We start from the raw sequence: 26,230 nt of genomic DNA on the forward strand, positions 1-26,230 counted from the left end.
TTTTTGCCCCTTGACGGCGCCCGGCATTAAAGGCTTTTGTCGCCCACACTCCTTGCCGATGCAGCGATCGCGCGAAGGGCGGATCGATCGGCACGCGCCAGCAGCGCGGTCTCAGCCGGTCTGGGCATCTCCAGAATTCATTCCAGTCACGAGGACGGAACAATGAGCAAGAAAGATCTGATCGACGCCGTTGCCAGGGAATGCGATCTCACCAAGGAGAAGGCTGGAGTTGCCGTCGACGCCGCGCTGGCGCACATCCGCAACTCGCTCAAGGCCGGTGAGGAAGTGCGCATTCCGGATTTCGGCACGTTCAAGGTTGCCAAGCGCAAGGCGCGCGAGGGCCGCAATCCCGCGACGGGCGCCACGATCAAGATCCCGGCCTCGCGCGTTCCGAAGTTCAGCCCGTCGAAGGGGCTGAAGGACGCGTTGAACTGAGGACGACGGACGAGGGTTCGGGTTACAGAACGCGCTCCGGGAGACTGGGGCGCGTTGTTGTTTGGGGGAATGGCAGGGAGTGAGGCAGTAGGCAGTAGGCAGTAGGCAGTAGGCAGTAGGCAGTAGGCAGTAGGCAGTAGGGGTGAATGCCTGGCTGTTGCCTGTTGCGCGTACGACAGCTAAGGAGTGCTAAGACAGGGCGGTTAGCTCAGTGGTAGAGCGCTTCGTTTACACCGAAGATGTCGGGAGTTCGACCCTCTCACCGCCCACCATTGTTTGCCTCACGCGCACCGATCCGATCGCTGGCGCGATCGTGCGCACTCCGGCGGGGCGCCGCTCGCGACGGGGCGCCTTGCTCCCCGACCCTTCGGGTCGAAGGGATCCAAGAAGGTCTGTGGGGCGTCTTGACTTGGGGACCGCGAACACGTATCTCGTCGCTTCGCTTTGCGTTTCCGGCCTTCGAGCTGCTGGGACGCGGATTGCGGGAGTAGCTCAGTTGGTTAGAGCGCCGCCCTGTCACGGCGGAGGCCGCGGGTTCAAGTCCCGTCTCTCGCGCCATTTTTTCCAGCGACACAAGCTGAAAGAAGCATCGTCCAAGAGCCGCGATGCTCTGTGGATGGCCGACAGTCCATGCGGAGCATGGCTCTGCCATGACCGCGGGTCGCCTTGCTCCCCGTCCCTGCGGGCCGACGGGTAGCGCCGCCGGGCGCCTTTGGCGCCGGCGCGCTGCGTGGGCGTGAAGGGCTTACGTGACCCAGGTCAGGGTGTAACCTGTGCCTGCGGCAGAGAGACGGGTTGCGTGTTGATCGCAGGCGCCTAAGTCTAGTTGGTGAGTGCGAATTCAGGGAGCACGGAGAACCGGGATCGGCCCTCGGTAGATGTTGCGCGCAAGGGGGGCGATGGGTTAACACCGATGGCCAAATTCAGGGCGCGAAGCGTCCCGACTGTCGGCGTCCGAACCTCGGAAGGGCGACACTGATGACAGATCTCTGGACCGAATACCTGCCGCTCGCGGTGTTCATCGCCGTGGCCCTCGTCATCGCGGTGGCGCTCATGGTTGCGCCCTTCCTGGTGGCCTACCGCAATCCCGATCCCGAGAAGGTCTCCGCGTACGAATGCGGCTTCAACGCCTTCGACGACGCGCGCATGAAGTTCGATGTCCGGTTCTATCTCGTGTCGATCCTGTTCATCATCTTCGACCTCGAGATCGCGTTCATCTTTCCCTGGGCGGTGGCGTTCGGCGACATGGCCGCGCTCGGGTTCTGGTCGATGATGCTGTTCCTTGGCGTGCTCACGGTGGGCTTTATCTACGAGTGGAAGATGGGAGCGCTCGAATGGGATTGATCGTTCCATCGGAATTCAGTTTCGACAAGGCCAGGGAAGGCGCCACGGGCGGAGCCGCAGGCGCGCTCGTCAAGCCCGGCGATCCGTTCTTCAGCGAGATTTCGAACGAGCTCGGCGACAAGGGCTTCCTCGTCACTTCGACCGACGACCTCATCAACTGGGCGCGCACCGGCTCGCTCATGTGGATGACGTTCGGGCTCGCCTGCTGCGCGGTCGAGATGATGCAGGCGTCGATGCCGCGCTACGATCTCGAGCGGTTCGGCTTCGCGCCGCGCGCCTCGCCCCGCCAGTCGGACGTGATGATCGTCGCCGGCACGCTCACCAACAAGATGGCGCCCGCGCTGCGCAAGGTCTACGACCAGATGCCCGAGCCGCGGTACGTGATCTCCATGGGATCGTGCGCCAACGGCGGCGGCTACTATCATTATTCCTATGCCGTCGTGCGCGGCTGCGACCGCATCGTGCCGGTCGACGTCTACGTGCCCGGCTGCCCGCCGACGGCCGAGGCGCTCGTCTACGGCGTGCTGCTGCTCCAGCGCAAGATCCGCCGTACGGGAACGATCGAAAGGTAGGCGGGGCAGCAGGCACCAGGCAGGAAGATGCCGCCATGACCTGCCTGTTGCCGGCTGTCCGTTGCCAGGAACCCTGTCCATGCTGACCGAACTTGAAGCGCACATCTCCTCGAAGCTCGGCGCGGCCGTGCTGGACACGCGGATCGCCGTCGGAGAGCTGACGATCACCGTTCCTGCGCAGGACATCATCCGCGCGCTCACGCTCCTGCGCGACGATCCGGCCTGCCGGTTCGAGGTGCTGATCGACATCTGCGGGGTCGATTGGCCGGAGCGGGCGCTGCGCTTCGACGTCGTCTATCATCTGCTGTCGCCGCGCCTCAACCAGCGCATCCGCGTCAAGGTCCACACCGACGAGGAGACGCCGGTGCCGAGCGTCATCGAAGTGTTTCCGGCAGCCAACTGGTACGAGCGGGAAGCCTACGATATGTACGGCATCCTGTTCACGGGCCACCCCGACCTCAGGCGCCTGCTGACCGACTACGGCTTCCAGGGCTATCCTCTGCGGAAGGACTTCCCGCTCACGGGATACGTGGAGGTGCGCTACGACGACGAGGCCAAGCGCGTGGTCTACGAGCCCGTGAAGCTCGTGCAGGAGTTCCGCTCGTTCGATTTCGAGAGCCCGTGGGAAGGCGCAGACCACGTGCTGCCGGGCGACGAGAAAGCCTCCTCATGAAAGGCACGCTCCAGGTCGGCGACCGCGCGCGGCTCGCGTTCAAGGTGCCGTTACAGAAGACGGTGCCGCATCTCTATCCGGAATCGGCGGACTTCCAGGCCATGCCGGCCGTTTTCGCAACGGGCTTCATGGTCGGGCTCATGGAGTGGTGCTGCCTCGAGGTGCTGAAGCCGCATCTCGACGCGGGCGAAGGCTCGCTCGGCATTCATGTCGACGTGTCGCACAGCGCGGCGACGGTGCCGGGGCAGACGGTGACGGTGGATGCGGAGTGCACCCGCGTCGACGGGCGGCGCATCGGCTTCAAGGTTACGGCGCACGACGGCGTCGAGGTGATCGGCGCCGGCGCCCACGAGCGCATGGTGGTGCCGTGGAGGCGGTTCGTCGGGCGCGTGAATGAAAAAGCAGCGTCTGCAGGTGCGGATCCGATTGCGGCTCCGGGTGCGGAGGCGTAACGGCGTGGACGCGGCAGAAACAGGATCAGAGCGCGGCGTGGGGCCTTGCGGCCTCCGCGGCCGAGGCGACTGAGCGAGGCAGGGCATGGCTGAAACCGAGATCCGTCCGTTCAACATCAACTTCGGCCCGCAGCATCCGGCGGCGCACGGCGTGCTGCGCCTCGTGCTCGAGCTCGACGGCGAGGTCGTGGAGCGCGTCGATCCGCATGTCGGGCTTCTGCATCGCGGCACGGAGAAGCTGATCGAGGCCAAGACCTACCTGCAGGCGATCGGCTATTTCGACCGGCTCGACTACGTGGCGCCGATGAACCAGGAGCACGCGTTCTGCCTCGCGGCGGAGCGGCTGCTCGGCATTGCCGTGCCCCGGCGCGGGCAACTCATCCGCGTGCTCTATTCCGAGATCGGGCGGCATCTCTCGCATCTTCTCAACGTCACGACGCAGGCCATGGACGTGGGCGCGCTGACGCCTCCGCTGTGGGGCTTCGAGGAGCGCGAGAAGCTGATGGTGTTCTACGAGCGGGCATCGGGCAGCCGGATGCACGCCAAGTATTTCCGCATTGGCGGCGTGCATCAGGACCTGCCCGCGGCCCTCATCGACGACATCTACGCCTGGTGCGAGACGTTCCCCAAGGTTCTCGACGACATCGAGGGGCTCCTGACCGAGAACCGGATCTTCAAGCAGCGCAACGTCGATATCGGCGTCGTCAGCCTCGAGGACGCGTTCGCGTGGGGCTTCTCGGGCGTGATGGTCCGCGGCTCGGGCGCAGCGTGGGATCTCAGGAAGTCGCAGCCCTACGAGTGCTACTCGGAGTTCGATTTCGACATTCCGATCGGCAAGAACGGCGACTGCTACGACCGCTATCTGATCCGCATGATCGAAATGCGCGAGGCGGTGAAGATCATGAAGCAGGCGTGCGAGAAGCTGCAGAGTGCGGACGGCGCGGGGCCCGTATCGGCGCCGAACCCGCGCGTCGTGCCGCCGAAGCGGGGCGAAATGAAGCGCTCGATGGAAGCGCTCATCAATCACTTCAAGCTCTACACCGAAGGCTTCCACGTGCCGCCCGGCGAGGCCTACGCGGCGGTCGAGGCGCCCAAGGGTGAGTTCGGCGTCTATCTCGTGGCCGACGGCTCCAACAAGCCGTATCGCTGCAAGATCCGCGCGCCGGGCTTCCCGCATCTTGCGGCCATGGATTTCCTGAACCGCGGCCATATGCTGGCCGACGTCTCCGCCATTATCGGCTCGCTCGACATCGTGTTCGGGGAAATTGATCGCTAGCTACTGATAGACGGAATCCCAAACGCGCTTTGCGTGGATGAACCCAAAACCCGTCTGATCGTCGATGTCGAACACCATCTCTTTGAACGGAGACATATGTTGCAGATCTATCTCGACCTTCCACAGGGCGAGCAGTAGGGCTTGAACGCCGTCGTTTCCGAGAGCATAGCTTTTTCGCTCAAACATATCGTCTACAAATATTTCGTACGTGCAGATATGTGTATTCTCGTCATCCCTCTTGGGAGCGAAGATCCTGACTTCAACTGTCTTGCGCACCTCTCCGAGTAGCGCGCTCAACTTAGAAGTCGCGAACGACAAGTCGGAACTGTCAATTCCTGGGTCGGATGGCATGTTTCTCCTTCTGGGCGCCTAGGGTTCAAGCCCCTCAAAAATCGGGGCGTCGGCGTGCTGTGCGGCGACGCGGCGGTCTTGCTCTGTGCGGACGGTCCAGGTGAAAAGCGGGAGGCCGAGGTCGTCGCGGATGCGCTTTGCGACAGGCGAGGGCAGCGCGCGCACGTCGTAGGCATAGAAATACGGGTCGGCCGGGACGCTCTCCTCGAGATTGGCGAGGGCCGTGCGGCGGGCGTCGCTGAGCTCGTCCGGGTACCAGGGTTTGCCGTCCGGATAGCGATAGGAGCCGGTGACGATGCCGCGCGGCACGCCGGGCGCGAGGTTGCGCATGGCCGCCATGACGGCCGGATCGAAGGACATGAGGGCGAGAGGGCCGTCATACGATGTTGCAAGCATTGCAATGCCGGCCATGAAGGCCGGGTTGGGTGCGCTCCAATCGCTCTTGATTTCCGCGAGCACCGGCACGCGGCCGGCGACCAGGTCGAGCAGCCCGGCGAACGTCGGGATGCCGGTGACGCTCGCGCCCTTGAACGGCAGCCTGGCGGCGCAGCCGGGCTGCAACGCGTCGATACGGCCGCTGCCCGTGGTCAGGCGCTCGAGCTCAAAGTCGTGGAAGACGAGCGGTGTGCCGTCGGCCGCGGGCTGCAGGTCGCATTCGATGCCGTAGCCTTTCGCAATGGCCGCCTCGAACGCCGGGGCCGTGTTCTCCACGATGCCGCTCGCGGCATCGTGGAGGCCGCGGTGGGCGATGGGCCGGAGGAAAGCCTGGCGGTCGAGCATGGGGGCGGGATGTTCTTCGTGCCGATCGGGGAGGAGTGCGGGGGGCTCCCGGGGGGGTGCAGCGGACGGCGGACGCATCTTTTCGGTGCATCCAGCCGCAGAATGGTCCGGGTTTGTTGTTACCCGCCGGATCGGACTTTGCAATGGCCGCGGCTCTCCCCTAGATTCACGGACGGGCTGATGGGATCGGACAGGGAGGCGGTGGCCTCCCTTGGCAACAGGATGAGAAGAATGCGGGATCGTGCTCGAAAGCGGGCGTGGGGCGTTGTGGTGCCAGCCCTGATGGTGTTCGGCGCCCTTCTCGGGCCGGGTGCTGCGGGCGCGGAGCCTGCGCTCAAGGAGGTGGTGTTTGCCCCGCACCGGGCCGTCTACGATCTCTCGCTCGAGAGCGCACAGTCGGGATCGGGGGTGGTGGGCGTCAACGGCCGGATCGTCTACGAGCTCAGTGGAAATGCCTGCGAGGGGTATGCGCAGAGCATGCGCTTCGTCAGCCAGACCCTCAATCAGGACGGCGATACGCAGACGACCGACCTCAGGACGTCGAGCTGGGAGGAGGTGCCCGCACGGCGCCTGCGCTTCTCGACGAGCACGTTCCAGAACGAGATCGCGGCCGAGCAGACGCAGGGTGTCGCCAAGCGCGCGCAGGCGAGCGGGCCGGTGACCGTTGCGCTCGTGCGGCCGGAAAAGCGGGAGGTCAAGCTTTCCGGCGACATCTATTTCCCGATCCAGCACTCGATGGCGATCGTCCAGGCGGCGCGGGCCGGCCGGACCATCCTCGCGGCGGATCTGTTCGACGGATCCGAGACCGGCGACAAGGTCTACTCCACCTCCACGGCCATCGGCCGCCAGCTCAAGCCCGGTGCGGGGCCGGTGGTGTCGCTCGCCAAGGGCACCGCGGATCTCGACCGCGTGCCGTCGTGGCCGATCTCCGTCAGCTACTTCCCGGCGACGCAGGGGCCGGGGGATACGGTGCCGCTTTACGAGATGTCGTACCGGTTCCACGAGAACGGCGTCACCGCCTCGCTGCGCATCAACCACGGCGACTTCGCGATCAAGGGCGAGCTCAAGGAGCTCACCTATTTCGAGCCGTCGCCCTGCAAGAACCCGACGCCGTAGGCGGGCGTCAGGCGTTCCAGAGCCACGCCGCGCCGCGGACGCCGCTGGCGTCGCCCCACTTCGGCGGGCGGATGTCGATGTTCTTGACGTCGGAGAACACGTAAGGCGCGGCGAGGCGCGGCAGATCCTCGTAGAGGTGGGCGAGCTTCGAGAGCCCGCCGCCGAGCACGATCACCTCCGGGTCGAGGAGATTGATGACGTGCGCGATGCCGCGGGCGAGACGTGAGGCATGGCGCTCGAGGCTCGTCAGGGCGGCCGGCTCGCCGAGTGCGGCGCGTGCGACGATCTCGTGTCCCGAGACGAGCTCGCCGGTGCGGCGCTGGTAGTCGCCGGACAGCCCGGTGCCGGACGCCCACATCTCCATGCACCCCTTGCGGCCGCACCAGCACGTGGGACCCGGATGCTCGTCCGGCTCGCTCCAGGGCAGGGGATTGTGCCCCCACTCGCCGGCGATGCCGCGCGCGCCTTCCAGAACGCGGCCGTCGATCACGATGCCGCCGCCGCAGCCCGTGCCGACGATGATGCCGAACACGGAGCGGGCGCCGGCCGCGGCGCCGTCTGTCGCCTCGGAAAGCGCAAAGCAGTTGGCGTCGTTGGCCATGCGGATCGGATGGCCGAGTGCGTGCTCCAGGTCCTCGCGCAGCGGCCGGCCGTTGAGCCAGGTCGAGTTGGCGTTGCGGACGAGGCCGCTGGCCGGCGATAGCGATCCCGGCATGCCGATGCCGACGCTTGCCGTGCCGCCGACCTCCGCCTCGAGGGTGCGGACCATGTCGATCAGCGCTGCCAGCGTGCGCTCATAGTCGCCCTGCGGGGCGAGGACGCGCAGGCGGGCGGCCTCGTCGCCGTCCGGCGTCAGAACGCGGCCCTCGATCTTGGTGCCGCCGAGGTCGATCCCCATGCGCAGGCCGTTTGCGCCTGCCGGGGCGCTCATGCGGGCCCCTCGACGCCGAACGCGCGGGCGAGGGCGGCACGGGCCGGAGCGAGGCTCTCGGGCGGGATGCCCTTCGATGCTGCGAAGACGAGGAGCAGGGATTCGTCGCTCATCAAGTGCTCGAAGACCGCGAGCAGGGTGTCAGGCGCGTCGGCGACCGCCCGTAATCGGTCGGGGCCGATGCCGGTGAGGGCCAGAAAGCGGCCGAGCCGGGGGCCGTCCTCGGCCAGGAATGCGAGGCCCTGGAGCGCCAGGGCGGCGGCCTCTTCGGCGGTGGTTTCGGAGCGTCGTTTCGGCATGTCCGGGCGCCTCCTTTTTTCTTTCTATTTCTGTTAGTTGCGTTGGGTTCCCTCTGTGCGTGGAATGTTTCAACAGTTGCTTAAGCTAAGGGGCGCACACTGCCCTCCATACGGCCCGCAGAATCGGTGCAATTAATTGCAGGGCGTGCAGTGCGGACCTTCGACGATGACCTACCAGGAGACACGGATGGCCGTCGAGGGCCAGAAGCAGGGGGGCAAACCCCGGGCGCCGAAAACGGTGCTGATCGTGGAGGACAACGAGCTCAATATGAAGCTCTTCCACGACCTCCTCGACGCCTACGGCTATCTCACCGTCCAGACCCGCAACGGGCTCGACGCGCTGACGCTCGCCCGCACGCACCGGCCAGACCTCATTCTGATGGACATCCAGCTTCCCGAGGTTTCGGGACTCGAGGTGACGCGCTGGCTCAAAGAGGACGACGAGTTGCGTGACATTCCCGTGATCGCCGTCACCGCCTTCGCGATGAAGGGCGACGAGGAGCGTATCCGCTCCGGCGGCTGCGAAGCCTATGTCTCGAAGCCGATCTCGGTCGCCGTGTTTCTCGAGACGGTCAAGCGTTTTGTAGGGGATGCCTGAGCCACGCGGGCTTCGCCGCGGGTCATGCGTAGTTGAGAGTCGGTCATGACTGCCAGAGTTCTCATTGTCGACGACATCCGGGCGAACGTCAAACTTCTCCAGGCGCGACTTGAAGCGGAATACTTCGACGTCCTGACCGCCAGCAACGGATACGACGCGCTCGAGATCTGCCGGACCAACCGCGTCGACGTGGTGCTGCTCGACGTGATGATGCCCGGCATCGACGGCTTCGAGGTCTGCCGGGCGCTCAAGGCCGCGCCCGAGACCCTGAATATCCCGGTGGTGATGGTCACGGCGCTCGACCAGGCGTCCGACAAGATCCAGGGCCTCGACTGCGGGGCAGACGATTTCCTCACCAAGCCGGTCGACGACATCGCCCTCGTGACCCGCGTCAAGAGCCTCGCCCGGCTCAAGATGCTCAACGACGAGATGCTGATGCGCGTCACGACGAGCCGGCAGATGGGGCTTTCGGACGACGATACGCTGGCGCGCATCCTGAAGGATGGTCCCGGGCGCGTGCTCGTGGTGGACGACCATCCGCGCTCCTCGGTGCGCGTCATGAGCGCGCTCGCCAAGGCGCACGAGGCCGTTCTCGAGATGGATCCCCATGCGGCGCTGATGCGCCTCGCGGAGCAGCCGTTCGATCTCGTCGTCGTCGCGCTCAGCCTCCAGCACTCGGACGGTCTGCGTCTCTGCTCGCAGGTCCGCTCGCTCGACCGGACGCGGCATCTGCCGATCCTCTTGATGGCGGACTCCGGAGAGGAGGCGCGGCTCCTGCGTGCGCTCGACCTCGGCATCAACGACTATCTGATGCGCCCGGTGGACCGGGCGGAGCTGCTCGCGCGCGTCAAGACGCAGATCAAGCGCAAGCGCTTCTCGGACTACCTGCGCAATCAGATCCGCGAGAGCGTCGAGCTGTCGATCACCGATCCGCTGACGGGGCTCCACAACCGGCGTTACATGGAGCGTCACCTCAAAACGCTGATCGCCGATGCCGAGCGCACCGGGCGCTCGCTTTCGGTGCTGATGACCGACATCGACCATTTCAAGCAGGTGAACGACACCTACGGGCATGACGCGGGCGACCTGGTGCTCAAGGAGTTCGCAGACCGCTTCCGCCGCTACACGCGCGGTGTGGACATGGCGTGCCGGCTCGGTGGCGAGGAGTTCCTCATCATCATGCACGACGCCGACAAGGCGCTGGCCCGCCAGGTGGGCGAGCGGGTGCGTGAGTGTGTCGCAGCGGTGCCATTCCAGATCGGCCCCGGCGTCGAAATCTCCGTGACTGCCAGTGTCGGCCTTGCAACCTGGGAGGGAGAAGGCGATACGTCCGAAGCGCTTTTCAAGCGTGCGGACAATGCTCTCTATGTCGCAAAGCGCCAGGGGCGGAATCAGGTGGTTGCCGATGCCGCCTGAGGGCTGAACGCAAGCCCTTCATATCTCGATAGAATTTCATAGGCCTCGGTCCGGCAGAACGGTCCGGCTCGCTTCAGGCGCCGGAGGAGCGGAGAGGCGGAGGCCATTTTGGCCGATGCAGGAATCTGCAATTCCCGCTGGCACTTCGCGGGTTAACCTCAGATCAATCAAAATGTGTGATGGCCACGCAATGGTCAAGCTCTAAACTTGCAATAGCCAATCTGTTCTGCCAGACTTTTGCGGTGGAGGGGAAATTCACAAGAGATTTCACCCGGAAATCGTCACGCTGTCCGTCGCCCCTCGCGCCGACTTTTTCCGGGACAGGCGGTTCCAGCGGCCCGTTCGCCGCATCTCCTCATTGGAGCGGAAAATGCCCAGGAGTCGCGACATTTGAAGCGACTCCTCGAAGATACCGTTCTGCTCCGCTACGACACCAGATGGGACGTCAACGCCCTCTTTGACCCCATCTGGTCACCAGGCCAGGGTCCGTGGCTTTCTCGGAATGCTTACCCCGCTGCCGAGCCGGTTACGGACCCTGGTTGAGGGCCTTCGCTCCAAATACAACTTGGATCTCGGTGCTTGGGGTTCGTCGATTCCGCGCCGCTAAGCTGCGGATCGGCTTCGCCTGTTTCCGGGCCCGTGGCGAGGGCGAAGACCCTTCCCCCCCCGTTCCGCGGCAGGTGCAGGTCCCGTGCGCGGCTTATTTGATCTTCGTTTCCTTGAACTCGACGTGCTTGCGCACGACGGGGTCGTAACGCTTGAAAACGAGCTTCTCCGTCGCGGTGCGCGGGTTCTTTTTCGTGACGTAGAAGAAGCCGGTGCCCGCGGTCGAGAGCAGCTTGATCTTCTGGGTGATCTGCTTGGCCATTGGTCTCAAGACCTCGAAGTGAAATGCGCCTCAAATTCGGATTGGGCACCATACTGACCGCGCTTTCGGTGTCAAGCCGCATGGGCGCGTGTACATTTCACGTTTCGGGCGGCCTTTGGGCGCGGGGCAGGAGCGTGCGCTCCAGGCGGCCGTAGCGATGGAAATAGAAGGGCACGGCGTCCGTATGGGGGCGGTCCATGAGGGCCGCGATGTCCTCGATGACGTGCCGCGTGATCGAGGGAAGTTTCAAGGTCCGTGCGCGCGATAGGGTGAACCAGTCGATATCCAGGAGCTCGCCGTCGCTCCGGTCGGTGCGGTGGGCGATCTCGGAGGCATCGGCCAGGAAGAACCGTGTGTCGTAGCGCCGCGGCCGCCCCGGCGGGGTGATGGCGCGCGCAAAGAAGGCGAGCGCGCCGACGCGTGGCCGGAAGCCTTGCGCCTGGAACCCGACCCAGCCGCCGGTTCGCGCGGGCGCGTCGTGATCCCCGGGCTCGCCGACGATCACGCCCGTCTCCTCGAATGTTTCGCGCACGGCGGCCAGCGCCAGGGCCGTGGCGCGGATGTCGGAGGCGCGGCCGCGCATGGCGATCTTGAGGCACTGCTCCTCATGCGGCGGAAGCCTGTGGCTGCGGGCCAATGCCCTGTCCGCCGTCTCGACGCGCCCGCCGGGAAAAACGAACGTGTCGGGGAGGAAAACCTGATCTGGGCGTCGGCGTCCCATCAGGACGCGTGGGGCGCTGCCGCCCGTGCGATCGACGAGCACAAGGGTTGCGGCGTCGCGCGGTCTCAACGCAACCCGGGCGGGTCGCGCGATGTCGGTGGGGCTCGCGCGGCGCGTCTCCGGCATGGCGTCTACTCCGGGCCGTCAGCGCGCCGACGGATCCGGCATCGGGTCGTCGGTCTCTCCGCCGAAGCCGTGCATGCGCAAGGACCATTGCAGCCCCACCAGCGCGCCCTTCACGCGCGGCAGCAGCCAGAGGCTCAGCCCTACGGTGAGGGGCAGCCAGAGGGCCATGTGGACCCAGGTCGGCGGCGCGACGTTCTTTTCGAGCATGAGCACGCCGCCGACCACCACATGGCCGACGATCACCATGGTGAAATAAGGGGGCGCGTCGTCCGCGCGCTGGTGGTGCAGCTCCTCGCCGCACGCCGGGCAGGTATCGGCGACCTTCAGATACTTATAGAAGAGCGCCCCTTTTCCGCACGCCGGACACTGCTGCCGCCAGCCGCGCAGCAGGGATTCCTTGACGTCACGCTTCGGCTTTGCGTCGACCAGCGGTGCGGTCTCGAATTCGATCATGCGCTTTCCATCCTGTCGGCCTCAACAATAAGGGCTCCGCGACGGCGGATAAAGGCCACACACTGTCCCGTCGCGTCTCAGCGGCGCCTGCCGAAGCGGCGGCGAACCTGGCGGACACCTTTGAGATGGGACAGGGTGCCCGTTTTGCCCGGCGACAGCATCTCGAAGCGGATGGCGCCGGCGGAGGGGATGACCTCGACGAGGCGCACGCTGACCGCGTCGCCGAGCTGGTAGGTTTCGCCCGAGCGGTTGCCGACGAGGGCGTGCGCCTCCTCGACGTGCGTGAAGAAATCCCGGCCGAGCGTCGAGACCGGCACGAAGCCGTCGGCGCCGGTGTCCTTGAGCTTGACGAAGAGCCCCGAGCGCGTGACCCCGGCGATGCGGCCTTCGAAGGTGGCATCGATGCGGTCGGCAAGATGGGCGGCGATCAGGCGGTCCACGGTCTCGCGCTCGGCTGCCATGGCGCGGCGCTCGGCGTTCGAGATCTCCTTCGCGGTGTCCGAGAGACGCGCGATCTCCCGATCCTCCAGGCCGTCGGTGCCGAGCTTCAGGCCGCGGATCAGCCCGCGGTGCACCAGCAGGTCGGCGTAGCGGCGGATGGGCGAGGTGAAGTGCGCGTACTTCGCGAGGTTCAAGCCGAAGTGGCCGATGTTGCGCGGCGTGTATTCCGCCTGGGCCTGCGCACGCAGGATCACCTCGTTGACGAGCTCCGGCACGGGCAGCGTTCTGGCGCGCACCAGGATGCGGTTGAACGCCTCGGGCTTGAGCCCCGTGCCGCCGGCGAGCTTGAGGTCGAGCGTTTCGAGGAACTCGCGCAGGTTCTTCAGCTTCTCCTTCGACGGCTCGTCGTGCACGCGATAGACGGGCGGCATCTTCACCTGCTCGAGCGTCTCGGCGGCGGCGACGTTGGCCTGGATCATCATCTCCTCGATCAGGCGATGGGCGTCGAGGCGCTCGGGAATGACGACGCGAGCGACGCGGCCGTTCTCGTCGAGAAGGATCTTGCGCTCGGGGAGATCGAGGTCGAGGGGGCCGCGCGCGTCGCGGGCGCGGGAGAGCGCGGCGTAAGCCTGCCACAGCGGCAACAGCGCGCTCTGCATGAGAGGCGCGCACTTTGCGCTGACATTGCCGTCGATGGCGGCCTGGGCCTCCTGGTAGGAGAGCTTGGCGGCGCTTCTCATCACCGCGCGCTGGAAGCCGTGGCGGCGCTTCTTTCCGTTGGCGTCGAAGACCATGCGCACGGCGAGGCACGGGCGATCCTCGTGCTCGCGCAGCGAGCAGAGGTCGTTCGAGATGCGCTCGGGCAGCATCGGCACGACGCGATCGGGGAAGTAGACCGAGTTGCCGCGCAACTCGGCTTCCTTGTCGAGGCGCGTGCCGGGGCGGACGTAGTGGGCGACGTCGGCAATGGCGACGATGACGACAAAGCCGCCGCGGTTGTCCGGGTCACCGTCGGACTTGGCGTAGACGGCATCGTCGTGGTCGCGGGCATCGACGGGATCGATGGTGAGGAGGGGCGTGTCGCGCAGGTCCGCGCGGCCATCGGCCGTGAACGCCGTCAGGGCTTCGCTCTCGGCGAGGACGGAGGCGGGAAAGTCATCGGGGAGCCCGTGCGCGTGCACGGCGATGAGGCTGATCTTGCGCTGGTCGTCGGGGTTGCCGAGGCTTTCGAGCACGCGCGCTTCCGACACGGAATGACGGTGCCTGACCGAGAGATCGAAGCGGACGAGATCGCCGTCGCCGGCTTCGCCCTCGTTGCCCGCGTGGACGGACCACGCGCGCAGCTCCTTGCGGTCGACGGGCTCGATGGTGCCACCTCCGCCCTTGCGCGTGCGGAAGATGCCGAGCAGGCGGCGGCGGTCGCGGGGCAGGATCCTGATCGCCTCGGCCTCGTAGGAGAGGCCCTCGACGTCGGGTTCGTCGAGCTCCGTGATGCGCGCGAGAATGCGGTCGCCGACGCCGATGGCGGCGTCGCGCTCGTCGTTGCGCGCGCGGTGCGTGAGGACGAGAACGGCCGGCGGCGGGCCGTCGCCGTCCTTCCAGACGGCGGGGCGGGCGATGAGGTCGCCGTCCTCGTCGCGGCCGGTGACTTCCAGCACGGTGACGGGCGGCAGCTTGCCGCGCTCGCGCAGGTCGCGCTTCGTGCCCGCGAGCAAACCCTCGGCGGCCATCGCGGCGAGGCGCTTCTTGAGGGCGATGCGGGCGTCGCCCGTGATGTCGAATGCGCGGGCGATCTCGCGCTTTCCGGCCGTGCCTTCATGCTCGCGCAGGAAGGCCAGGATTTCCTCGCGCGAGGGAAGCGCTTCGGTGTCGCGCGGCCGCCGCTTGGCCGGCGCGGTGCGGAAGCCTTTGCGTGCTCCCTTCGACGCCGGACGTTTCCCGGGCGGCTTCTTTGCCATCAGGCGATCCCTGTGGTGCATGCGCCGGTTTGGCTCGGCATTGCGGGACGGCGGACGCCTGCTTCTACCCGGACTTGTTGGGACACCGGCCTTCGCCGGTGTGACGTCAGTGGTGGAGTGACCGGTATCCGCCCAGGTTCGTCATCCCGGCGGAGGCCGGGATCCAGATCCGCAGGTTTGTTCTGACACCAGGCGTCCTTGCGCTGGGCCAGCTTTGGGACGCCGACGCAGCGAGACGGTTGGCGCCGGATTGCCATGCTCTCAACCTTCGGCGTCGGCTTTGGCGGCGCTTTTCTTCGCCTTTGTGGCCGGCTTCTTGGCGGCTTTCGGCTTGGTCTTAGCTTTGGCGGGCTTGGCGTCGTCGCCCTCGGCAGCCTTCGTGGTCTTGGTCGCCTTCGGCTTGGCCGCGGCTTTCCTCGCGGGCTTCTTGCCGCCGCCCTTGGCGATGCGCTCCTGCAGCAGGCGCACCGCCTCATCGATGGTGAGTGCTTCGGGGCTCGTGCCCTTCGGCACGGTAGCGTTGACCTTGTTCCAGCTCACATAGGGGCCGTACTTGCCGTCGAGCACCTGGATCTTGCCGCCACCGCCCGGATGCTCGCCGAGGTCCTTGAGCACGGTCTTCGCCGCCGCGCGGCCGAAGCGGCCGCCGCCTTTGCCGGCGCGCTTCTCGGCGAGCAGCGTCACGGCGCGGTTCAAGCCGACGGTAAACACGTCCTCGATGCTGTCGACGTTGGCGTAGGTGCCGTCGTGCTGGATGAAGGGGCCGTAGCGGCCGAGGCCGGCCGTGATCGGCGTGCCGGTCTCCGGATGGATGCCGACCTCACGCGGCAGCGATAGGAGCTGCAGGGCTTTCTCGAAGTCGATGGTGGCGGCGTCGATGCCTTTTGGGATCGAGGAACGCTTGGGCTTTTCGTCGCCCTCGCCCTCGCCGAGCTGGAGGTAGGGCCCGAAACGGCCGCTCTTGACCAGCACCGGCAAGCCGCTCTCGGGATCGAAGCCGAGCTCGCGCTCGCTGCCGGCGCCGGTCGCCTCGCCCGTGAGCTGGCGCGTGTATTTGCAGTCGGGGTAGTTGCCGCAGCCGATGAAAGCGCCGTTCTTGCTCGAAACCTTGAGCGAGAGGCGGCCGGTGCCGCACTTGGGGCAGAGGCGCGGGTCAGAGCCGTCGGGCTTCGGCGGGAAGACGTGCGGACCCAGGAGCTCGTTCAGCGCTTCCAGCACGTCACCGACGCGCAGGTCCTTGATCTCCTCGACGGCCCGCGCGAAGTCGCGCCAGAAATCGCGCAGCACCTGCTTGTACTCCAGATCGCCGGCGGAGATGAGGTCCAGCTTCTCCTCGAGATCGGCGGTGAAGTCGAACTCGACGTACTTCTTGAAGAAGCTCTCGAGGAAGGCGATGACGAGGCGGCCCTTGTCCTCGGGAACGAGGCGCTTCTTCTCGATGCGGACGTAGTCGCGCTCCTGCAGCACGGCGAGCGTGGAGGCATACGTTGACGGGCGGCCGATGCCGAGCTCCTCCATCTTCTTGACGAGGGTGGCTTCCGAATAGCGGGGCGGTGGTTGCGTGAAGTGCTGCTCGGCCTCGATGCCGCGGTCGGCGAGGCGGTCGCCGGTCCCGAGCGGGGGCAGGCGGCGGCTCGTGTCGTCGTCGTCGGAGATGTCCTCCTTGCCCTTGGCGAGGGTCATGACGCGATCGTCGCGGCCTTCGTCGTAGACCTTGAGGAAGCCGTCGAACTGCTCGACCGAGCCGGTGGCGCGCAGGACATAGGTCTTGCCGTCGCGGCCCTTGACCTCGATCTCGGCGGTCGTCTGCTTGAACTCGGCCGATGCCATCTGGCTTGCGACCGCGCGCTTCCAGATGAGCTCGTAAAGCCGTGCCTGGTCCTTCTCGAGATAGCGCGCCACAGACTGGGGTGTGCGCGCCACGTCGGTCGGACGGATGGCCTCGTGCGCCTCCTGGGCGTTCTTGGCCTTGGTCTTGTACTCGCGGATGAAGGGGGCGACGTAACGCTGGGAGTATTCGCGCGCGATCAGGCCGCGGATGGCGTTGATGGCCTCGGGGACGATGGTCACGCCGTCGGTTCGCATATAAGTGATGAGACCCACGGTCTCCCCGCCCACGTCGACGCCCTCATAGAGGCGCTGGGCGATCTGCATGGTCTGCTTGGCGGAGAAGCCGAGCTTGCGGGAGGCGTCCATCTGCAGCGTCGAGGTGGCGAACGGCGCGTACGGATTGCGCTTCACGTCGCGGCTTTCGACGGAGACGACGCGGAACTCGCCCTTCTCGATGGCGCGCTTGATGGCATGCGCCGCCTCGGTGTCCTTGATGTCGAGCTTCTTCAACGCGGTGCGATCGATGGCGTGGAGGCGGGCGGGAAACTCCTCGCCGCGCTCCGTCGCGAGCGTCGCCTCGATGGTCCAGTACTCCTCGGTCCTGAACGCCTCGATCTCGGCTTCGCGGTCGCAGACGAGGCGTAGCGCCACCGACTGCACGCGGCCGGCCGAGCGGGCGCCGGGCAGCTTGCGCCAGAGCACGGGGGAGAGCGTGAAGCCCACGAGGTAGTCGAGGGCGCGGCGGGCGAGATAGGCGTCCACCAGCGGCTCGTCGATCCGGCGCGGCTCGGCGAGCGCTGCCAGGATCGCCTGCCGGGTCACGGCGTTGAAGGCCACGCGCTCGATCTCGAGCCCTTTCTTGATGGCCTTTTTCTGCTGCAGGATGTCGAGCAGGTGCCAGGAGATGGCCTCGCCTTCGCGATCGGGGTCGGTGGCCAGGATCAGCTTGTCGGCCTTTTTCACGGCCTCGGCGATCTCGCGGATGATCTTCTGGGAGCCCTGGTCGATCTCCCAGGTCATCTCGAAATCCCGGTCGGGGGCGACGGAGCCGTCCTTGGACGGCAGGTCGCGCACGTGGCCGAAGGAGGCCAGCACTTTATAATTGGCGCCCAGGTACTTGTTGATCGTCTTGGCCTTGGCGGCCGATTCCACGATGACCACGTTCATGTGCGCTTTCTCTGGCCTCCGGCCGACTGGCACGATTCCGGTGCGCGGGCAAAAAAGCCCAAATTCAACTTAAAATTGTCCGATGCTGCGTGCTGCGCGGGCTGGTTTGCTCGAAACTCGGGGCCGGAACATGGGGAAGGAACGGCCGCCTGTCAAACGGAGGGCTTTCCCGGCGTTTCCGATCGGCCCGCGCGGCAAGGCCGCCATGGCGGCCCCAGGGCCCCGAAATGGGCGGCTCCCGAGGCCTCAGCGCCAGCCTCAGGATCCCCGGCCGGCAGAGATGCCGCATGTATCTCCCACTCGACCCGGACGATGCTGCCCTCCGTGCGTTCGAGCGTCCTTGTGGGCCAGGGCTTTCCACGCGGGGCCACAAATGGATCCGGCCGGACGCCGATTTTGCGCGCAGCAGGTCATTTGTTTCTGGGGTGGCATCCGCAAACGGAATTCGTGGAAATTCTTCGTGGCGCCGCCATTGTCGTTGAAGTTTCCGAAAGAATTTCTTCTCCGACGGATGCATTGGAAACGATTATCGGATTTTTACGCAAATTTTGTTTGCGCACCGATGAAATGCTAATTTTTTGTTTGAGCGACCCTAGACTCAAGCGCGCAGTTCCTAATTATTAAGTATTCCCGATACTTATTAGCGCATGTGAATTTTGTTTCTTCTCAGTGGTTCGGGGAACGCTGTCATGCGCATGAACTCTCTTCCAGTCAAAATATCGCTCGTCGCTGCGGTGGCGATTGCCGGTGTCTTCGGTATTGGAACGTACTTCCTTGCTCAAAACGCCGGCGACGTGATCGATCAGCAGAATAAAGAGATTCAGAACAATATCGCCTACAATCAGGCGCTGGATGCGAGCAAGAAGCTGGATGTGGCGGCCCGGGTGGCCGAGAATATCGCGACCGTCAGCGCGGCGCTGAAATCGCAGGGCGTGGTCGATCGGGCGGTCTTCGACCAGATGCTGAAGGCGCTTCTCGAAAAGAACGGCGATCTCCTCGGCACGTGGACGGGCTGGGAGCCGAATGCGCTCGACGGCCGGGACAGCGAGTTCGCCAACACCGCAGGCCATGACGCGACGGGACGCTATCTCGTGTACTGGAACAGGCCCACGGACACGCTCGTGCGCGAGGTGCTCATGGATTACGACAAGCCGGGCGTCGGCAACTACTACCTGCTTCCGATGCAACACAACCGGGCCGTCGCCATCGAGCCCTACCTCTATCCGATCGCCGGCAAGGACGCGCTCCTCTCGTCGTTCAGCGTGCCGATCGTGCTCAACGGCAAGACCGTCGGCATCGGCGGCGTGGACCTCAGCCTCGACAACCTCAACGTCAGCATGCAGCAGATCAAGCCGTTCGGGACGGGCTTCGTGTCGCTCGTCTCGTCGGGCGGCGTCGCGGTGACGCATCCCAACGCCCAGGCCATCGGCAAGCCGCTCGCCGATGCGGACGCGCCGTCCGCCACGGCGGCCAAGCAAGCGATCGAGACCAACAGCGTCGTGTCGGTCGACGGCATCGGCGCCGATGGACAGCCGTGGCGCTTCCTCGCCACGCCGATCGCGGCCGGCGGCACGACGGATCTGTGGGCGCTCGTGGTCGCCGTTCCGGTGGCCACGCTCGAGGCCACGATCTCGCAGACGCGCGCAACCATGTACGCGCTCTCGGGTGCAAGCATTCTGATCGTTGCCGGATTGTTCTTCGTTGCGCTGCGTGCGCTCGTCGGACGGCCGCTCGGGGCGCTGGCCGCCTCCTTCGATCGCATGGCGGCGGGCGATTTCGACACCGACATCCCCGAGGCCGCGCGCTCCGACGAGATCGGTGCCATCGGCAAGGCCGTGCTGCGCGTGCGCGACAGCCTGCAGGAGAAGGCTCGCCGCGAGGCGGAGGAAAAGGCCACGCGCGAGGCGGCATTGGCCGAGGAGCGGAAGGGACAGATGCGACGCCTGGCCGACGCGTTCCAGCAGGCCGTCGGCGGTATCGTGGAGACCGTGTCGTCGACGGCGCGCCAGCTCGAGAGCGCGGCGATCTCGCTGACCGACACGGCCGAGACGACGCAGCAACTTTCGAACGGCGCCGCCGCGGCATCCTCGCAGACGTCGGCCAACGTCGAAGGCGTGGCCGCGGCCTCCGAGCAGCTTGCCGCGACCGTCACCGAGATCAGCCGCCAGGTGCAGGAAAGCACGACGATCGCCTCCCAGGCGGTGGGCCAGGCGGCGCGGACGAACGATCAGGTCAACGCGCTCTCGGAATCCGCCGACCGGATCGGCGACGTGATCAACCTGATCAGCACCATCGCGGGGCAGACGAACCTGCTGGCGCTCAACGCCACCATCGAGGCGGCGCGGGCGGGGGACGCGGGCAAGGGCTTCGCGGTCGTGGCGCAGGAGGTCAAGGCGCTGGCCGCCCAGACCGCCAAGGCGACCCACGATATCGGCGCGCAGATCGCGGGCATGCAGTCGGCAACCAGCGAGGCGGTGAACGCCATCCGCGAGATCACGAGCACGATCAACAAGATCTCGGAGATCTCGGGTGCAATCGCGGCGGCCGTCGAACAGCAGGACGTGACGACCAAGGAAATCAGCCGCAACGTCATGGAGGCGGCGAAGGGCACGTCGGAGGTCGCGAGCAGCATCACGGACGTGAGCAAAGGCGCGTCCCACACCGGCTCGGCGTCGTCGCAGGTGCTCACGTCGGCCAAGCAGCTTGCCGGCGAAAGCGAGAGCCTGCACCGCGAGGTGGAGAAGTTCCTGGTCACCGTGCGCGCGGCGTAAGCCACAGCAGCGGTATCGTCCGGCTTGACGTATCGCCCCGGCGGGATCTCCTGCCGGGGCTTTCCGTTGCCAATGCCTACGAGGCGGAAGGCTGCGGCGCGGCCACGGGAGCGCCGGCGAGCAGCGCGCGGACGGCGGCGTCCAGCTCCGAATAATGGGAGATGATCGCGTCCGGTTTCAGGGCCGCGATGGGCTCGGTCGCATAGCCGAAGGTGCAGGCCACGACCGGGATCGCCGCCGCGCGGGCGGCCGCGATGTCGATGCCGGTGTCGCCGACCATGACGGCCGCGGCCGTATCGCCCCCCGCCATGCGGATGACGCCGCGGATGTGGTCGGGGTGGGGCTTGCAGACCGGGAAGCTGTCGCCGCCGGCGACGGCGTCGAAAAGGCCGTCGATGGCGAGCGCCTCGAGAAGGCGCTCGGCGAGCGCGAGGCGTTTGTTGGTGCAGACCGCGAGGCGCGCGCCGGCCGCGCGAAAGCCTTCGAGCGCCGCGACGGCGCCGTCGAACGGCCGCGTCTCGCGGGCGATGTTGGGCTCGTAATAGGCGAGGAAGCGGGCCAGCAGCCGGTCGATCTCAGGATCGGGCAACGTCACCCCCGTCCGGGCGAGGCCGTCCAGGATCATGCGGCGCGCGCCGAACCCTACTGCCTTGCGCAAGGTCGCGGCGGGGAGAGCGGGCAACGACAGGTCGGCGAGGGCATGGTTCGTTGCCGCCACGAGATCAGGCAGAGAATCGACGAGCGTGCCGTCGAGATCGAAGACGAGGGTCGCATTCTGCATGGCTTGGTTTAGTCTGTGCCCTCATCATTGGATGGGTATCGACGCGCGCTTTCGTGCGGCCGGCGGGACGCGCCGCAAACCTCCGGTTTGCAAGCTTTCGCAACGAGCCGGCCGCGCAAAAGGAGCCGCATCCCTGCGGGCCGGCAGCCTAGGCGCACCGTGCCGGTCCTGCAAGGTTGCGGCTTGCCGCGGGGCAGCGTCGGCCGGCCGGGGCCGACGCGTCTTGAAGCTTGCCCTGTCGCGGAACGACTGGCAGACAGTGGGTTTTGGAAGGACAACGGATGTCGGTTGATAGCTACAAGCTGGCCGCGGCACGGCGGGCCCTCGGCTTCGTCGAGCCCCGGATGCGACTGGGGCTCGGGACCGGCTCCACGGCATCCGTGTTCGTCGAGCTCCTGGGGGCCCAGGTGCGCGAGGGGCTTTCGGTCCTGTGCGTGCCGACCTCGGAGCAGACGCGCGCGCTGGCCCGGTCGCTCGACATTCCCCTTTCGACGCTCGACGAGACGCCGCTGCTCGACCTCACCATCGACGGCGCGGACGAGCTCGACAGCGAGCTCAGGCTCATCAAGGGCGGAGGGGGCGCGCTCTTGCGCGAGAAGATCGTTGCGACCGCCTCCGACCGCATGATCGTGATCGCGGACGCCCAGAAGCGCGTCGACAAGCTCGGCCGCTTCCCGCTTCCAGTCGAGGTGGTGCGCTTCGGCATTACGGCGACGCGCAACATGATCGAGATGCTGGCCGGTGATTCCGGATGCCACGGCGAGATCACGCTGCGTCTCAAGCCGGACGGCACGCCGTTCGTCACCGATGGCGGCAACCTGATCTTCGATTGCGCGTTCGGGCAGATCGACGACCCCGAGTCGCTCGACGAGGCGCTGAAGTTCATTCCCGGCGTGGTCGAGAACGGGCTGTTCCTCGGCATCGCGGATGCGGCGATCATCGGCGGACCCGAGGGCGTCTCGGTGATCGAGGCCAGGTACGGCGAAGGCCAGGAAGCCGTTTAGCGCGCGGGCGGCTGCCGGTTTGCCTCTGCTTCAGGCGTGTCTGGATCCCGGCCTGCGCCGGGATGACGTCGAAGGGGTTTGGCCGCTCCCCGCACAAGCAACGTCATCCCGACATCATGGCGAAGCCATGCTCCGCATGGACGCGCGAAGCCATGCTCCGCATGGACGCGCGAAGCCATGCTCCGCATGGGCGGCCGGGATCCAGACGCCTAATTGGTAAAGACACAAGCGGTGTAGTCGCGCTGCGGCCGCCGGGACGGTTGCGTGGGGCGCGTCGTTCGGTCAGGGTGGCGCCGATCTCCCTTCCTCAGGCTGGCCCTCGTTCCCATGACACAAACCGACTTCGATCTTTTCGTCATCGGCGGCGGCTCGGGCGGCGTGCGCGCGGCGCGCATCGCTGCCGGATACGGCGCAAAGGTGGGGCTGGCCGAGTGCGACCGGATCGGCGGCACGTGCGTCATCCGCGGCTGCGTGCCGAAGAAGCTCCTGGTCTACGCCTCGCGCTTCGGCGACCTGTTCGAGGACGCGCGCGGCTTCGGCTGGGCGCGGGCGCCGGCGATGTTCGACTGGGCGCAGCTCATCGCTAATACGGATCGCGAGATCCATCGCCTCGAAGGGATCTACGAGCGCAACCTCGAGGCCAAGGGCGTGCGCACGTTCAAGACGCGGGCCAGGCTCGACGGGCCGAGTGCGGTCAAGCTCGCGGACGGCGAGCGGGTCGCGGCGGGCACGATCCTGATCGCGACCGGTGGGCGGCCCTCGCGCTACGGCGACATTCCGGGCGCCGCCCACATCGTCACCTCGGACGAGATCTTCGCGCTCGCGGCGCTGCCGAAGCGGATCGTGGTCTGCGGCGGCGGCTACATCGCGGTGGAGTTCGCCTCGATTTTCGCCGGGCTCGGCGTCGAGACGACGCTGATCCATCGCCGCGACAAGGTGCTGCGCGGGTTCGACGAGGATCTCCGCGACGGGCTCATGGAGGCGATGGCGGCGCGGGGCATCCGGCTCATGATGAACGAATCTCTCGTCGGCGTGGCGCAGGATGTCGGCTGCTTCCGCGTGGCGCTGCACAGCGGCGGTAAGATCGAAACCGATCTCGTGCTCTCCGCCATCGGGCGCGAGCCGGCAACGGCTGACCTCGGGCTCGAGACGGCCGGCGTACGGACCGGCGCCAGGGGCGAGATCATCGTCGACAGCTTCTCTGGGACGACGGCCAAAGGCATCTATGCGGTGGGCGACGTGACCGACCGGGCGAACCTGACGCCGGTCGCGATCCGCGAGGGGCACGCGTTCGCGGATACGGTGTTCGGCCGGAAGCCGACGCAGGTCGATCATTCGCTGATCCCGACGGCGGTGTTCACGACGCCGGAGCTGGCGACGGTGGGGCTCTCGGAGGCGGCGGCACAGGCGCTCGGTCACGACGTCGACATCTACAAGTCGCGCTTTCGCTCGCTCCGGGACATGCTGTCGGGGCGCGAGGAGCGCATGCTGATGAAGCTGGTCGTCGACCGGGCGACGGACCGGGTGCTCGGTTGCCATGTGTTCGGAGTGGATGCGGCCGAGATCGTGCAGATGGCGGCGGTGGCGCTCCAGCTCGGCGCCCGCAAGGCCGATTTCGACGCGACGGTGGCGCTGCATCCGTCAGCCGCCGAGGAGCTGGTGACGATGCGCGAGGTGTGGGCCCCGGCTCCGGCGTAGCCGCGATTCAGCAAACGAGACGATCATTGCCCTCCTCCGCGCGGGGAGGAGCTAGGGATGGGGCACAGGGGGCGGGGAGCCCCATGGCCGGGCGCCCCGGAGGTTGCTTTCCCGACCTCCCGCACAAGCGGGGGAGCGGCGTGGCGTGTTACGCGAAGGTTTCTGAGAGAAGCGCATGGATCGATTGAAGGACAAGGTCGCGGTGGTGACGGGCGCGGGCGCCGGCATCGGGCGCGCCATTGCCGGCGTGTTCGCCGCCGAAGGCGCGCATGTTTTCGTCACCGACGTGAACGGTGAGAGCGCGGCCGCCGCCGCCGAGGCGTTGCGCGGGCAAGGGCTCGCAACGACGCCAATGACCGTCGATGTGTCACGCGGCCAGGACGTGTCGGCGCTTCTGCGGGAGGTCGAGCGCGCGTTCGGGCGTGCCGATGTGGTGGTCAACAACGCCGGGCTCAACGTCCGTAGCGACTTCCGGCACCTCTCGGATGCCGACTGGGTGAAGATCCGGGAGGTCAACCTCGACGGCGTGGTGCGGGTCGCGCGCGATACGTTCGGGCTGCTCAAGGCGTCCGGCGCCGGGTCGCTGATCAACGTGTCGTCGATCATGGGGCGGCGCGGCCTGCGCCAGCTCGCCGGATACACGGCGACCAAAGGCGCGGTCACGGCGCTGACGAAAGCGCTCGCCGTCGAGTATGCGTCCTACAACATTCGCGTCAACGCGATCGCCCCGGGCTATATCGATACCGCGCTGACCGAGCGGTTTATCAAGAACCCCATGATCAGCAAGGCGCTGCTCGACAAGACGCCGATGCGGCGCTTCGGGACGCCCGAGGAGATCGCCAGGGCGGCGCTTTTCTTCGCGAGCGACGACTCGGCCTACGTGACCGGCGCAGAGCTCGCCGTCGACGGCGGCATGTCGGCCGGGCTTTAGGGCATGACCTAGCAGGGTTCAAGCCGGAACGGGGGGCGGGCCGGAGTAAAGGGCCACACGTCGATCCGATCGGGTGGGTGATGCGGTGTCCTCGGCAAACGGCTAGCACTCCTCCCCCTGGCGGCGCTATGGTCCAGGAAGACGCAAACGAGCACGGGTGCCCTCATGCGCTACGAAGACGACGATCGCCAGAGCAACAACGTTGAGGACCGGCGCGGCCAGGGCGGCGGATTCCGGTTTCCGGGAGGCGGCGGACGCGGCTTCCAGATCCCGGTCGGCGGGCGCGGGGGCATGAGTTTCACGACGCTCCTGATCCTCGGTGCGATCATGCTGTTCTTCGGCATCAATCCGCTGGAGGTGCTCCTCGGCGGCGGCCAGGGCTTCCCCGACATTTCGCAGCAGATCCCTCAAGAGCAGAAGCAGGTGCCGAAGGGCGACCGCAACCCGTTCGACATTCCCGGGCTGCCGGGGGCCGAGGCGCCGGGCCAGCAGCAGGCGCAACCGGCTCCCAAGGGCGTCGACGAGATGAAGGTGTTCATCTCCCGCGTGCTCGCCGATACGGAGGACGTGTGGAGCCGGGTCTTCAAGAGCTTCGGCAAGACGTACAAGGAGCCGCAGCTCGTACTGTTCAGCGGCGGCACCCAGACGGCGTGCGGCACGGGCATGTCGGCGATGGGGCCGTTCTATTGCCCGCTCGATCAGAAGGTGTACGTGGATCTCGCCTTCTACGACGAGCTCAAGCGGCGCTTCAACGCGCCGGGGGATTTCGCGCAGGCCTACGTCATCGCGCACGAAGTCGGTCATCACGTGCAGACGCTGCTCGGCATCTCCGATCAGGTGCAGCGGGCGAAGGCCCGCGTCAGCGAGCGCGAGGGCAACCGCATCCAGGTGATGATGGAGCTGCAGGCGGACTGCCTTGCGGGCGTGTGGGCCAACCTCAACGATCAGCTCAAGAACCGGCTCGAGCCTGGCGACATCGACGAGGGGCTCAATGCCGCGAGCCAGATCGGCGACGACATGATCCAGAAGCGCACGCAGGGCCGCATCGTGCCGGATGCCTTCACGCACGGCTCGTCGGCTCAGCGCGTGGACTGGTTCAAGCGCGGCTTCCAGTCGGGGCAGATAAAGGTCTGCGATACGTTCAACTCGGGCGAGCTTTGAGACCGGATGGGTTCACACTTCAGGCGGATGGGGCCTGAAGTGATCAAGGTCTAGAGTCGTTCCGAAACATGGTCATG

24 protein-coding genes and 2 tRNA genes are annotated in these 26,230 nt (G+C 66.5%); 16 read left to right on the top strand and 10 right to left on the bottom strand.

Annotation, left to right across the window (positions count from 1 at the left end; all coding sequences use genetic code 11):
• The first annotated feature begins 135 nt into the window (after positions 1–135).
• The 8 genes from V7082_RS05430 (at position 136) to V7082_RS05465 (ending at position 4,752) form a co-directional block, all read left to right on the top strand.
• A complete protein-coding gene (locus tag V7082_RS05430; RefSeq protein WP_334146626.1) occupies positions 136–435 on the top strand; it encodes an HU family DNA-binding protein in 300 nt (99 codons plus the stop codon).
• Between the two features lie 197 nt (positions 436–632).
• A tRNA-Val gene (locus tag V7082_RS05435) sits at positions 633–707 on the top strand.
• 209 nt (positions 708–916) lie between these two features.
• Positions 917–993, top strand: a tRNA-Asp gene (locus tag V7082_RS05440).
• 420 nt (positions 994–1,413) lie between these two features.
• A complete protein-coding gene (locus tag V7082_RS05445) occupies positions 1,414–1,779 on the top strand; it encodes an NADH-quinone oxidoreductase subunit A (RefSeq protein ID WP_334146603.1) in 366 nt (121 codons plus the stop codon).
• Positions 1,770–2,351: a NuoB/complex I 20 kDa subunit family protein gene (locus V7082_RS05450; RefSeq protein WP_334146604.1), complete on the top strand. Its 582-nt coding sequence runs from the start codon at positions 1,770–1,772 to the stop codon at positions 2,349–2,351. Before V7082_RS05445 ends, V7082_RS05450 begins: the two co-directional genes overlap by 10 nt.
• A 79-nt stretch (positions 2,352–2,430) precedes the next feature.
• Positions 2,431–3,024, top strand: a complete 594-nt coding sequence (locus tag V7082_RS05455) for an NADH-quinone oxidoreductase subunit C (RefSeq protein ID WP_334146605.1) — start codon at positions 2,431–2,433, stop codon at positions 3,022–3,024.
• Positions 3,021–3,476 carry a thioesterase family protein gene (locus V7082_RS05460; protein WP_334146606.1) on the top strand — a complete coding sequence of 152 codons (456 nt, stop codon included), beginning with the start codon at positions 3,021–3,023 and terminating at the stop codon, positions 3,474–3,476. Before V7082_RS05455 ends, V7082_RS05460 begins: the two co-directional genes overlap by 4 nt.
• Before the next feature lie 85 nt (positions 3,477–3,561).
• Complete coding sequence (locus tag V7082_RS05465) at positions 3,562–4,752, top strand: NADH-quinone oxidoreductase subunit D (RefSeq protein ID WP_334146607.1); 1,191 nt, start codon at positions 3,562–3,564, stop codon at positions 4,750–4,752.
• Here V7082_RS05465 and V7082_RS05470 read toward each other — a convergent pair whose 3' ends face one another.
• Complete coding sequence (locus V7082_RS05470; protein ID WP_334146608.1) at positions 4,753–5,103, bottom strand: DUF6968 family protein; 351 nt, start codon at positions 5,101–5,103, stop codon at positions 4,753–4,755.
• A gap of 18 nt (positions 5,104–5,121) precedes the next feature.
• Positions 5,122–5,883: a glycerophosphodiester phosphodiesterase family protein gene (locus tag V7082_RS05475; RefSeq protein ID WP_334146609.1), complete on the bottom strand. Its 762-nt coding sequence runs from the start codon at positions 5,881–5,883 to the stop codon at positions 5,122–5,124.
• Between the two features lie 231 nt (positions 5,884–6,114).
• Here V7082_RS05475 and V7082_RS05480 point away from each other — a divergent pair, with 231 nt between their 5' ends.
• Positions 6,115–6,999, top strand: coding sequence for a cell envelope integrity EipB family protein (locus tag V7082_RS05480; RefSeq protein WP_334146610.1), 885 nt, complete (start codon positions 6,115–6,117; stop codon positions 6,997–6,999).
• Positions 7,000–7,006: 7 nt separating this feature from the next.
• Here V7082_RS05480 and V7082_RS05485 read toward each other — a convergent pair whose 3' ends face one another.
• Both V7082_RS05485 and V7082_RS05490 read right to left on the bottom strand, forming a co-directional pair.
• Positions 7,007–7,930 carry an ROK family protein gene (locus V7082_RS05485; protein ID WP_334146611.1) on the bottom strand — a complete coding sequence of 308 codons (924 nt, stop codon included), beginning with the start codon at positions 7,928–7,930 and terminating at the stop codon, positions 7,007–7,009.
• The gene (locus V7082_RS05490; RefSeq protein ID WP_334146612.1) at positions 7,927–8,229 is read right to left on the bottom strand and encodes a DUF3572 family protein; all 303 of its coding nucleotides are present in this window, start codon (positions 8,227–8,229) and stop codon (positions 7,927–7,929) included. Before V7082_RS05490 ends, V7082_RS05485 begins: the two co-directional genes overlap by 4 nt.
• 166 nt (positions 8,230–8,395) lie before the next feature.
• Here V7082_RS05490 and V7082_RS05495 point away from each other — a divergent pair, with 166 nt between their 5' ends.
• Together V7082_RS05495 and V7082_RS05500 are read left to right on the top strand one after the other, a co-directional pair.
• Positions 8,396–8,827: a response regulator gene (locus V7082_RS05495; protein ID WP_442909756.1), complete on the top strand. Its 432-nt coding sequence runs from the start codon at positions 8,396–8,398 to the stop codon at positions 8,825–8,827.
• A 45-nt stretch (positions 8,828–8,872) separates the two neighbouring features.
• Positions 8,873–10,243 (top strand): PleD family two-component system response regulator, encoded by a 1,371-nt coding sequence (locus V7082_RS05500; RefSeq protein ID WP_334146613.1) that lies wholly within the window; start codon positions 8,873–8,875, stop codon positions 10,241–10,243.
• Between the two features lie 700 nt (positions 10,244–10,943).
• Here the strand turns inward: V7082_RS05500 and rpmG are convergent.
• The 5 genes from rpmG to topA form a co-directional block, all read right to left on the bottom strand.
• Positions 10,944–11,111: a 50S ribosomal protein L33 gene (gene rpmG, locus V7082_RS05505; protein ID WP_334146614.1), complete on the bottom strand. Its 168-nt coding sequence runs from the start codon at positions 11,109–11,111 to the stop codon at positions 10,944–10,946.
• A 97-nt stretch (positions 11,112–11,208) separates the two neighbouring features.
• Positions 11,209–11,958: an NUDIX hydrolase gene (locus V7082_RS05510; protein ID WP_334146615.1), complete on the bottom strand. Its 750-nt coding sequence runs from the start codon at positions 11,956–11,958 to the stop codon at positions 11,209–11,211.
• Between the two features lie 18 nt (positions 11,959–11,976).
• A complete protein-coding gene (locus tag V7082_RS05515) occupies positions 11,977–12,411 on the bottom strand; it encodes a DUF983 domain-containing protein (RefSeq protein ID WP_334146616.1) in 435 nt (144 codons plus the stop codon).
• Between the two features lie 77 nt (positions 12,412–12,488).
• On the bottom strand, positions 12,489–14,810 hold the full coding sequence (gene rnr, locus V7082_RS05520; protein WP_334146617.1) for a ribonuclease R: 2,322 nt from the start codon (positions 14,808–14,810) through the stop codon (positions 12,489–12,491).
• A gap of 261 nt (positions 14,811–15,071) precedes the next feature.
• Entirely contained in the window at positions 15,072–17,807 is a 2,736-nt protein-coding gene (gene topA / locus V7082_RS05525) for a type I DNA topoisomerase (protein WP_334146618.1), read from the bottom strand.
• A 689-nt stretch (positions 17,808–18,496) separates the two neighbouring features.
• Between topA and V7082_RS05530 the strand changes: the two genes are divergently transcribed.
• On the top strand, positions 18,497–20,578 hold the full coding sequence (locus tag V7082_RS05530) for a methyl-accepting chemotaxis protein (protein ID WP_334146619.1): 2,082 nt from the start codon (positions 18,497–18,499) through the stop codon (positions 20,576–20,578).
• 76 nt (positions 20,579–20,654) lie between these two features.
• Here the strand turns inward: V7082_RS05530 and V7082_RS05535 are convergent, their stop codons facing one another.
• Positions 20,655–21,359 carry an HAD hydrolase-like protein gene (locus V7082_RS05535; protein WP_334146620.1) on the bottom strand — a complete coding sequence of 235 codons (705 nt, stop codon included), beginning with the start codon at positions 21,357–21,359 and terminating at the stop codon, positions 20,655–20,657.
• 281 nt (positions 21,360–21,640) lie between these two features.
• On the opposite strand from V7082_RS05535, the gene rpiA reads away from it, so the two are divergent.
• The 4 genes from rpiA to ypfJ all read left to right on the top strand — a co-directional run bounded on the left by rpiA (position 21,641) and on the right by ypfJ (position 26,153).
• Positions 21,641–22,363, top strand: coding sequence for a ribose-5-phosphate isomerase RpiA (gene rpiA / locus V7082_RS05540; RefSeq protein WP_334146621.1), 723 nt, complete (start codon positions 21,641–21,643; stop codon positions 22,361–22,363).
• Between the two features lie 327 nt (positions 22,364–22,690).
• Positions 22,691–24,061: a glutathione-disulfide reductase gene (gene gorA, locus V7082_RS05545; protein ID WP_334146622.1), complete on the top strand. Its 1,371-nt coding sequence runs from the start codon at positions 22,691–22,693 to the stop codon at positions 24,059–24,061.
• A 175-nt stretch (positions 24,062–24,236) separates the two neighbouring features.
• Entirely contained in the window at positions 24,237–24,992 is a 756-nt protein-coding gene (locus tag V7082_RS05550) for an SDR family NAD(P)-dependent oxidoreductase (protein WP_334146623.1), read from the top strand.
• A gap of 165 nt (positions 24,993–25,157) precedes the next feature.
• The gene (gene ypfJ / locus V7082_RS05555) at positions 25,158–26,153 is read left to right on the top strand and encodes a KPN_02809 family neutral zinc metallopeptidase (RefSeq protein ID WP_334146624.1); all 996 of its coding nucleotides are present in this window, start codon (positions 25,158–25,160) and stop codon (positions 26,151–26,153) included.
• Positions 26,154–26,230 lie beyond the last annotated feature (77 nt).

The sequence above is a fragment of the Hyphomicrobium sp. genome (assembly GCF_036833075.1).
Lineage (GTDB): Bacteria > Pseudomonadota > Alphaproteobacteria > Rhizobiales > Hyphomicrobiaceae > Hyphomicrobium_C.

Coding starts and splice junctions, on each gene's coding strand:
- V7082_RS05455 (WP_334146605.1), top strand. CDS start 2,431: ATGCTGACCGAACTTGAAGCGCACATCTCCTCGAAGCTCGGCGCGGCC.
- V7082_RS05445 (WP_334146603.1), top strand. CDS start 1,414: ATGACAGATCTCTGGACCGAATACCTGCCGCTCGCGGTGTTCATCGCC.
- V7082_RS05465 (WP_334146607.1), top strand. CDS start 3,562: ATGGCTGAAACCGAGATCCGTCCGTTCAACATCAACTTCGGCCCGCAG.
- V7082_RS05490 (WP_334146612.1), bottom strand. CDS start 8,229: ATGCCGAAACGACGCTCCGAAACCACCGCCGAAGAGGCCGCCGCCCTG.
- V7082_RS05535 (WP_334146620.1), bottom strand. CDS start 21,359: ATGCAGAATGCGACCCTCGTCTTCGATCTCGACGGCACGCTCGTCGAT.
- rnr (WP_334146617.1), bottom strand. CDS start 14,810: ATGGCAAAGAAGCCGCCCGGGAAACGTCCGGCGTCGAAGGGAGCACGC.
- V7082_RS05530 (WP_334146619.1), top strand. CDS start 18,497: ATGCGCATGAACTCTCTTCCAGTCAAAATATCGCTCGTCGCTGCGGTG.
- V7082_RS05460 (WP_334146606.1), top strand. CDS start 3,021: ATGAAAGGCACGCTCCAGGTCGGCGACCGCGCGCGGCTCGCGTTCAAG.
- V7082_RS05485 (WP_334146611.1), bottom strand. CDS start 7,930: ATGAGCGCCCCGGCAGGCGCAAACGGCCTGCGCATGGGGATCGACCTC.
- gorA (WP_334146622.1), top strand. CDS start 22,691: ATGACACAAACCGACTTCGATCTTTTCGTCATCGGCGGCGGCTCGGGC.
- V7082_RS05475 (WP_334146609.1), bottom strand. CDS start 5,883: ATGCTCGACCGCCAGGCTTTCCTCCGGCCCATCGCCCACCGCGGCCTC.
- ypfJ (WP_334146624.1), top strand. CDS start 25,158: ATGCGCTACGAAGACGACGATCGCCAGAGCAACAACGTTGAGGACCGG.
- V7082_RS05450 (WP_334146604.1), top strand. CDS start 1,770: ATGGGATTGATCGTTCCATCGGAATTCAGTTTCGACAAGGCCAGGGAA.
- V7082_RS05515 (WP_334146616.1), bottom strand. CDS start 12,411: ATGATCGAATTCGAGACCGCACCGCTGGTCGACGCAAAGCCGAAGCGT.
- V7082_RS05550 (WP_334146623.1), top strand. CDS start 24,237: ATGGATCGATTGAAGGACAAGGTCGCGGTGGTGACGGGCGCGGGCGCC.
- V7082_RS05495 (WP_442909756.1), top strand. CDS start 8,396: ATGACCTACCAGGAGACACGGATGGCCGTCGAGGGCCAGAAGCAGGGG.
- V7082_RS05470 (WP_334146608.1), bottom strand. CDS start 5,103: ATGCCATCCGACCCAGGAATTGACAGTTCCGACTTGTCGTTCGCGACT.
- rpmG (WP_334146614.1), bottom strand. CDS start 11,111: ATGGCCAAGCAGATCACCCAGAAGATCAAGCTGCTCTCGACCGCGGGC.
- V7082_RS05480 (WP_334146610.1), top strand. CDS start 6,115: ATGCGGGATCGTGCTCGAAAGCGGGCGTGGGGCGTTGTGGTGCCAGCC.
- rpiA (WP_334146621.1), top strand. CDS start 21,641: ATGTCGGTTGATAGCTACAAGCTGGCCGCGGCACGGCGGGCCCTCGGC.
- topA (WP_334146618.1), bottom strand. CDS start 17,807: ATGAACGTGGTCATCGTGGAATCGGCCGCCAAGGCCAAGACGATCAAC.
- V7082_RS05510 (WP_334146615.1), bottom strand. CDS start 11,958: ATGCCGGAGACGCGCCGCGCGAGCCCCACCGACATCGCGCGACCCGCC.
- V7082_RS05500 (WP_334146613.1), top strand. CDS start 8,873: ATGACTGCCAGAGTTCTCATTGTCGACGACATCCGGGCGAACGTCAAA.